Here is a 7921-nt window from a genome sequence, read left to right as displayed (position 1 = left end):
TTTTACCTCAATTAATGAGTCCTGAGCCTAAACAAGTTGTTTGGCGAACGTCTGATCTCGGGCGCCCTGGATAGGATTTAATCGCGGCCTCAACGCCTTGTGATTTGACCTTACATCTACTGGAGGGTGCACAATTGGAACCTGATGAGGAGATAGAGATGACAATTATCAAACAACTCGAACGTGGCAAGGTTCGCGTTTTATTACCGGGATAATGCTTCAAAACATTATTCAGATCATTGAAATCTGAAACCTTCACCATAAATCCTCCTGTAATCTTCACGCTGGTCCAATCTCCAACAAGATTGGCATTCAACCATTCGCAAAAAAGGGTGTAGGGAGACGGTAGTTTCATCCCTTTATTGTCAAATCGCTTCGTTTTCGGTAGGGCAGAAGCGACACTGCAAGTGAATGAATACGATTTCGGATGAGCAGACGTAAATTTGTTCCAGCTTAACTTAGCCATTAGGTTCCCCCAATCTGAAATCTGTTCGCGGATCGCCCTGTGCAGCATCTTCACGCAGCTTTTCGAGTGCTTCAGTGAACAGGTTTTGCAAACGCGCTTCATCCGTATGATCATCAAGTTCGATATCTGCCGCCCTATCATCCTTAAAACGCAATTCGGTTGAAAGCTTCCGCCACAGGGCTATCACGCCGTTCGCCCAATACTTTACGTTCCTCTCACTTACATGAGGGCTTTCAAAGGTGTGTTTCGCGATCCAGTGAATTTGAGGGTTGGCAGACAAACGTGAAAAATAGCCAAAAAACACTCTCAACCTATTGAACTACGGGTTTTTTGGTCACCCAGCCCCGAGTTCATGTCATTCTGACCGATAAGTGGAACTTGGCCTTGTTGTCGGCCTTGCAGACTCTACTCGACTGGGGACTGACCTTAGCGAATGCGGATTGCCTGGAAGACGCCGTGCCGAAGACCCGGCTGGTACTGAATTATCAATAGCAGGACAGCGGTATGGACCCACAAATCCCTCGAGATCAGTTTCCTTTCACCAGTGCTCGGGTGGCAAGGCGCTGGCGCAAGTTACTGGATGAGCGCTTGAAAGACCTTGGGGTTACCCAGGCTCGTTGGTTCACCATGGTCTGCCTGCCGCGTGGTGGTGGTGGAGTGACCCAGCGGGAGTTAGCCCACCTGATGACCATCGAGAATCCGACATTGGTCCGCCTGCTTGACAGCCTTGAGGAGCAGGGTCTGATTGAACGTCGGCATAGTGAGCGTGATCGGCGCGCCAGGCTGCTGTATCTTACCAATGCCGGTGAGCGCTTTATGAGCGATCTGAATGAGCGGGCGAATGTGTTGCGGGACGAGATGCTGAAAGGCATCGAAGACGAGGACCTGGAAGTCGCCCTGCGTGTTTTTGAGCAGGTTATGGAAAACGCGACCAGGAGGTGAAGCATGCTACCTAAGGATATCGTTGTCTTTCTTGAGGAGCCCGACCCTATGACCGACGACTGGCGATCGCCGCTGACATCGCCGCGTGCTGGAATGCCTGTCTGATAGCGGTGTTTGTGGCAACGCCACTGAGAGCGATGCCTCATGCGCACGCTGTGGCCGGCCCTGCCATGCGCGCCTTGCTCGAACAGCATCGAGTGCGTGTTCGGGACGCAGAGGCTCAGGTCAGGGAGCGCTTTGAAACAATGGTTCGCGCAAGGGGCATTAGCGCAGAGTGGCGCTTGTCCGAGAGCGAGTTAGCGGAGGAATTAATGCTACACGCGCGCTATGCAGGGCTGGCGTTGGTCCCTCCCTTCGAAAGCTCCCCCGAACCTTCCATGACGGTCAGGATGGCCGAGCATGTTATCTTCGGCTCTGGACGCCCGACTATACTCATTCCGGACGAATGGGCGGCCGGACGGATTGGACGACGTGTCGTTGTCGGTTGGAACGCTAGCCGGGAGGCAACACGAGCGGTCGGCGATGCGTTACCCTTTCTGGCCCAGGCCGAAGCAGTGACTTTGATGAAGACCCTGCGACATATTCCTTGACAACTACCGGTCCGCGACGGCCACCAGCAGGCTGCATGGCGCGTGGGCGAGCAGCGAAGCGCCGACGGAGCCGTGCCACCACCGGGCCAGCGCGCTCTGTTCGCGGTGACCGACCACGACCAGATCCGCGCCGACCTCGTGCGCCATTCGACCGATCTCCTCGGCGGGGTTGCCCGCGGCGAGGCGCGTGTCGACGGAAAGCCCTGCCCGCCGCAGCGCTTCCGCGCCCTCCGTCAGCACGCGGCGCACTTCCTGATATTCTCGCTCCGGCAGGTCTGAGGGGGCCGCCGCTTCAGCGAGCGCGACACCCAGTTCATGGGCGACGACGGCGAGGAGATAGACACGAGCCTGGCAAAGCGAAGCCAGCTCGGCCCCCTGATCCAGCGCCTCACGGCCTTGCCGGCTGCCGTCATAGGCTAGGAGGATCGTCCTGTACATCGTGGTGCTCCTTTCTGTGATCGGGATGGAACGCCTTTCCCGGCCCTCTGCTCTAGACAGTGCTGCCTTCGGGGGCTACATCCCTCGCCATTTGATACTTAGCTATCTATTGATTATAGTACAGCTTGATACTTAGCTATCTATTGATTATAGTACAGCTACATAATGATGCAGGCAATGAGATGACGAAGCCCCTCGACGATCAGGAACAATTCGGCCTTCGCCTCGGGCTGGTCGCCCGGCTGTGGCGCGCCGAAATCGACCGGCGGCTGGCCACCTTTGGCCTCACCGAGTCCCGCTGGTTGACCCTGTTACATCTCTCTCGCCTGCCCCAGGCGGCAACCCAGCGTGAATTGGCCGAGGCGGTCGGAGTGCGGGGGCCGACCCTGGTACGCACGCTGGACCGGCTGGAAGCCGAGGGGCTGATCGAACGCCGGACAGAAACCGCCGACCGGCGTACGAAATCGGTTCACTTGCGCGCGGAGGCCGCCCCCGTCCTGGAACGGATCGAAGCAACCGCAGCGGCGGTGCGCGCGGAAATCTTATCCGACATCACCAGTGACGAGGTGGCGACTTGCCTGAAGGTCTTGGAGCAGATCGCCGGGAAGCTGGGCGGCACCCCAAGGGCGATGCGGCCTGCGGACGAAGACCGATGAGGGGTAGGCCGTGGACCAGCATGTGACCCGTCTCGAACGCCAGGGCGACGATCCGGAAACCGATCTGCGCCCAGCCCCCGACAAGGAGACGGAGGCTGGGTCAGAGGCGGCTTCACCTCCTGCCCGCACCCGGCCATGGCGACTGTATGGCGCGATCCTGGCGGCGCTGATCGTTCTCGGAGGCGGCGGCTGGTGGTTGTATCAGCAGTTCACCCATGTCTTTGTGACGGACGCCCGTGTCGCCGCCGACATTGTTGCCATGAGCAGCCGGGTTCCCGGTTGGGTGACGGCGCTCGAAGTGACCGAGGGGGATGCCGCGCAGAGAGGCAGGGTTTTGATCCGGATCGACGACCGGGAAAGCCGCCTCCGCGTCGAGGAGCTTGCCGCGCAACTCGCCGGGATTGCCCGCCGCCGCGAGGAAATCGAAGCGCGCATCGCTCTCACCGACCGTCAGACGCAAAGTCGTATTACCGCCAAACAGGCAGCGGTGAGGGCTGCGGAGGCCGCGTTGGCAGGAGCGACGGCGCAACGCGATCTTGCCAGACAGGACAATGACCGGGCGGAGAAGCTGGCGCCTGGCGGCACCATCACCCGCGCGCGCCTGGACCAGACGCGGGCGGCGCTGGAGACGGCAAAACAACAGGCGTTGAGCGCCCAGGCGGACCTGGAAAATGCCCGCGCCGACCTTGCCGAGGCCGAAGCCGCGCGCGGGGAACTCACGGTGCTCCGCACCCAACTCGCCGAACTCGGCCCGGAGGAACAGCGGCTTCGTGCACAAAAGGCCCGGGCGGCGCTCGACCTCGAAGACCGCGCCATCGTCATGCCCTTTGACGGCGTTGTGGACCGGGTCTTCGTGGACAAGGGCGAATATGTCACCCCCGGCCAGCGCTTGCTGATGGTGCATGACCCGCAGCGGGTGCGCGTCGAGGCGAACGTCAAAGAGACCGACATCCGCTTCTTCCGGCCGGGAAAGACCGTGACGATCACTGTCGATGCCCTGCCGGGGCGGCGCTTTGAGGGCAGGGTCACGCGCGTCGGGCAGTCCGCCACCAGCGAGTTCGCCCTGCTGCCAAACCCCAACCCGAGCGGCAATTTCACCAAGATCACCCAGCGCCTGCCAGTGCGCATCGCGGTGCAGCAGGACGGCGGCGAACTCAAGCCGGGTATGATGGTGGAGCTGGAGGCCAAAGCCGGTGACTAGCGCGCCACGCCCGGACAGCATCGAGGGGCTGTTTGCCCGTTTCGGCCCGTCCTATCGCTGGCTGGTCACGGCGACGGTGATGATGGGCACCATCGCCACCATCCTGACCGCCACCATCGTCAATGTAGCCCTGCCGGATATCATGGGCGCTTTCGGCATGGGCCAGGACAAGGCGCAACTTCTCTCCACCGGCTTCCTCGCCGCGATGACCGGGACCATGCTGCTGAATGCCTGGATGGTCGAGACCCTCGGCCAGCGCGCGACCTTTATGCTGGCGCTAACAGTCTTTATCGCCGCCTCCGTCATGGGCGGGCTCGCCCCCGCCGAGGGCGTGCTGATCCTGGCCCGCGTCCTACAAGGCGGCGCGGCCGGCATCCTCCAGCCGCTCGCCATGCAGACGATCTTCCAGGTCTTCCCGCCGGAGAAACGCGGGTCGGCCATGGGAATTTACGGCATCGGCGTGGTGCTGGCCCCGGCTCTCGGGCCGACCTTAGGCGGGATCATGGTTGACAGTTTCAGTTGGCGGTATGTGTTCTTCATGGCCGTGCCGTTCTGCTTCATCGGCCTGTTTATGGCCACGATCTTCATGCCGGGGCGCGCAGCCTCGGGTCCGCCGCGCCGGTTTGACTGGATCGGCTTCGGACTGATGACCGTGTTCCTCGTGACCTTGCTCAACGGCCTGTCGAATGGACAACGTGACGGATGGTTCTCCGATTCCATCCTGCGCGACTTCGCCGTCGCCTTTATCTCGGGCATCGGCTTCATCGTCTGGGAACTGCGCACGCCCGCGCCCATGCTCAATCTCAAGCTCTTCACGAACCGGGTCTATGCGAGCGCGTCCGTCGTGGCCTTCATCTTCGGGGCGGGAATCTACGGTTCGACCTTCTTGATTCCGCTGTTCGCGCAGACGATCCAGGGCTACACGCCGACCCGCTCCGGCCTGCTGCTGATGCCGGCGGGGCTGATCCTGGCGCTCGTCTTCCCGATAGCCGGGCGTCTCACCGATAAGACGCCGGCGTATGTCATGGTCATGTTCGGCCTGGCGGTCTTCGCATTGTCATCGTTCCTGATGACCGGCGTCGATACCGATACCTCCTTCTGGCTGTTTGCCTGGTGGATCATGCTGGGCCGGATCGGGCTCGGCTTCATCATGCCGAGTCTGAACGCCGGCGCCCTCAAGGCGCTGCCAATGACGCTGCTCGGCCAGGGCTCCGGCGCGATCAACTTCGTGCGCCAACTCGGCGGCGCCTTCGGCGTCAACCTGCTTTCCATCGCTCTGGAACGGCGGTCTCAGCTCTACGTGGACAGCTTCACGGCGGCGCAGCATGCAGGCAACAGCGCGACGGCCGATATGCTGCGCGAAGTAACCGGCTTGCTTGCACAGGCTGACGTGCCGGAAGCGATACGCCAGGCCGGAGCGATGAACTATCTTGGCCGCGTGATCTACAGCCAGGGCAACATGCTGGGGTACCGGGACAGCTTCTTTATCGTCGGCGCGATCTTCCTGGCCGCCCTTGTTCCGGCGCTGATGATGCGCCGGAGGTCCACGCCTCCGGCGCTGCAGGCAAGTGAGGCCATGCGTCACCCGCCATCGTCGCAGTACGCGATCCAGCAGAGTCGGTGACGCAAGTGTTCAGGGGCCACCTCACGAAACGGAAAATATCGTACGCTAAGCCTCTCGCGGCGTTCGGAGCGGCCACACCAGGCAGTGACAGCCGGGAAGCGCTGGAAAAGCCCGCCTGCGGGAGCGCTGGCGGGAACGGGAAGACAGCTGCGCAAGGGCGTCGAGGCGCTCTATCAACACCACCGTGTTGCCCACCAGGAAGCAGCCCTGAATTGACCTCACGACCACAACCTTCACCAGAGGGGAGCTGCAGAAGCTGGAGGCCCCGGTCCAAAGCGCCTTGGAGGGGTATAACCAGTGGCGGGAGGAAAGGGCCGCTTGAAATATATAGATGCCTAACGTTTATACTATAAGGTGTTTTAGCCCGATTCTGGCCAACCAATCATGAGATACGCCCATGAAAATCGTTAAAGTTCAGGACATCATTGGTACCGAGCGTGAAGTCAGCGACAAGCAGTGGACCAGTCGCCGTCTGCTGCTCAAGAAGGACGGAATGGGATTTTCCTTCCACGAAACCATCATCAAGGCAGGCTCCGAGCACACTTTCTGGTACAAGCACCACCTGGAAGCCGTTTACTGCGTTGCCGGTAACGGACACATCAAGGACCTCGCCACGGGTGAAGTTCACGAGATTACCGACGGTACCCTCTACGCCCTGAACAACCACGACAAGCACACCCTGTACGGTGGCACCGAGGACATGCGCCTGATCTGCGCCTTCAACCCGCCGGTGACCGGCCAGGAAGTTCATGACGAGGACGGCGCCTACCAGCCGGACAGCAACGATAACTGATCCGCCCTGATAGGGCGGCTGATCTGACCGCTGGCACACCCATGCCGGCGAGTCCCGATCTTGATGGCGCCACCACTGGCACGTTTGTCCGGCCTGCGCTTGGGCACTGGTACATAATGAGACGGGCTATGACCACAACATGGCTGCGGCTAGCATGTGAAGGCGTTATCGGAAGCACACAAGTACGTTAAACAGAGTTTCCACAGAGGTAGCCACCACCGCAATAGAGGAGGGGGCCATACACGTCCAATAATTTCCTATGGTGACATGGGCCCGTGCACGCGGCTGTAAAGCGCGTTTTCAAAAATGAAGGGATTTCAACGGCGGAAGTAACCACCTGGAGATTAGTAGCAGACGATCAATAAGCCATTGGTTTACCGAGCGAACTATCCAAAGCGCTTAGTGCGTCTCTTCAAACTGACTTTCCGCTGTAAATCAGGGGCGTGGTTGCTGTATCGGGGCTTTCTTAACACGCAATTTATGAACGCATTTTATCTCTGCGGCCAAAAGCCGGAGATGATGACTTCAGGCTTTTTAGTGAGGTCAAAATGTACAGTTTATTATTATCGGGTTGATCATCGGAGCAAATCCCTTGCTCCGATGTACTGGTGTCCATCTTGCAAAACTACAGCGAAAACTCCGTCAGTGATGACGTTGATATGACGCCCCACGTCACCGGCGAAACTTCGGAGTGTTTGGGGCGGCTGCTCATTGGTGACGATGAGCAGCGGTTGCTTAACAGTTTATGCTCGATATTGCGTGACAAGGGGTTCGAGGTCGACGGGGCCCAGGATGGCGACGCCGTCTGCCAGCGATTACGAGAGAATGCCTACGATCTGGTTTTGTTGGATATCCGCATGCCTGGAAAGAGCGGTTTAGAGATCATGGCCTGGTTGAAAGAAATGGGTGTTGACGCTCCGGTCATCATTATCAGCGGGCGTTCCGACTATCGCATCGTCAGGCAAGCATTCAAGCTGGGTGCCTGCGATTATCTAAGAAAGCCCTACGATGTAGATGAATTAATTCGGGCTGTCGGCGGCACGGTTTTAGAACGACGGCAGGCCCGTTCTCAGGCGGCTACGGGTTGGTCTAACGTAAGCGTCTCACCACGGCTACCTTGACAGGTTTGTGATACCAGTTTCCGGGAAGCAATCAGGCTTGGAGGTCCATATTCCAAGGCAGGAGTTCGTCGATCCGGTTGACCGGATAAT

At 59.5% G+C, this 7921-nt stretch carries 8 protein-coding genes; 6 read left to right on the top strand and 2 right to left on the bottom strand.

Annotated elements, in window-relative coordinates; all coding sequences use genetic code 11:
• Positions 1 to 458: 458 nt before the first annotated feature.
• Positions 459 to 770 carry a hypothetical protein gene (locus tag TH25_RS24835; protein ID WP_147253097.1) on the bottom strand — a complete coding sequence of 104 codons (312 nt, stop codon included), beginning with the start codon at positions 768 to 770 and terminating at the stop codon, positions 459 to 461.
• 200 nt (positions 771 to 970) lie between these two features.
• On the opposite strand from TH25_RS24835, the gene TH25_RS24265 reads away from it, so the two are divergent.
• Positions 971 to 1408 carry a MarR family transcriptional regulator gene (locus TH25_RS24265; RefSeq protein WP_085595627.1) on the top strand — a complete coding sequence of 146 codons (438 nt, stop codon included), beginning with the start codon at positions 971 to 973 and terminating at the stop codon, positions 1406 to 1408.
• A gap of 593 nt (positions 1409 to 2001) precedes the next feature.
• Here TH25_RS24265 and TH25_RS24255 read toward each other — a convergent pair.
• Entirely contained in the window at positions 2002 to 2436 is a 435-nt protein-coding gene (locus TH25_RS24255) for a universal stress protein (protein WP_085595623.1), read from the bottom strand.
• Positions 2437 to 2618: 182 nt separating this feature from the next.
• Between TH25_RS24255 and slyA the strand changes: the two genes are divergently transcribed.
• The 5 genes from slyA (at position 2619) to TH25_RS24230 (ending at position 7831) form a co-directional block, all read left to right on the top strand.
• Positions 2619 to 3092: a transcriptional regulator SlyA gene (gene slyA / locus TH25_RS24250; RefSeq protein WP_085595621.1), complete on the top strand. Its 474-nt coding sequence runs from the start codon at positions 2619 to 2621 to the stop codon at positions 3090 to 3092.
• 10 nt (positions 3093 to 3102) lie between these two features.
• Positions 3103 to 4293, top strand: coding sequence for an HlyD family secretion protein (locus tag TH25_RS24245; protein ID WP_168185009.1), 1191 nt, complete (start codon positions 3103 to 3105; stop codon positions 4291 to 4293).
• A complete protein-coding gene (locus TH25_RS24240; RefSeq protein WP_085595619.1) occupies positions 4286 to 5917 on the top strand; it encodes a DHA2 family efflux MFS transporter permease subunit in 1632 nt (543 codons plus the stop codon). The genes TH25_RS24245 and TH25_RS24240 overlap by 8 nt, the downstream gene beginning before the upstream one ends.
• A gap of 397 nt (positions 5918 to 6314) precedes the next feature.
• Positions 6315 to 6710, top strand: a complete 396-nt coding sequence (locus TH25_RS24235; protein WP_085595617.1) for an ectoine synthase — start codon at positions 6315 to 6317, stop codon at positions 6708 to 6710.
• Between the two features lie 617 nt (positions 6711 to 7327).
• Positions 7328 to 7831 carry a response regulator gene (locus TH25_RS24230; RefSeq protein ID WP_147253096.1) on the top strand — a complete coding sequence of 168 codons (504 nt, stop codon included), beginning with the start codon at positions 7328 to 7330 and terminating at the stop codon, positions 7829 to 7831.
• Positions 7832 to 7921 lie beyond the last annotated feature (90 nt).

It is taken from the genome of Thalassospira profundimaris, assembly GCF_003326755.1.
GTDB lineage: Bacteria > Pseudomonadota > Alphaproteobacteria > Rhodospirillales > Thalassospiraceae > Thalassospira > Thalassospira profundimaris_B.
This window is presented reverse-complemented; position numbering and strand designations above follow the sequence as displayed.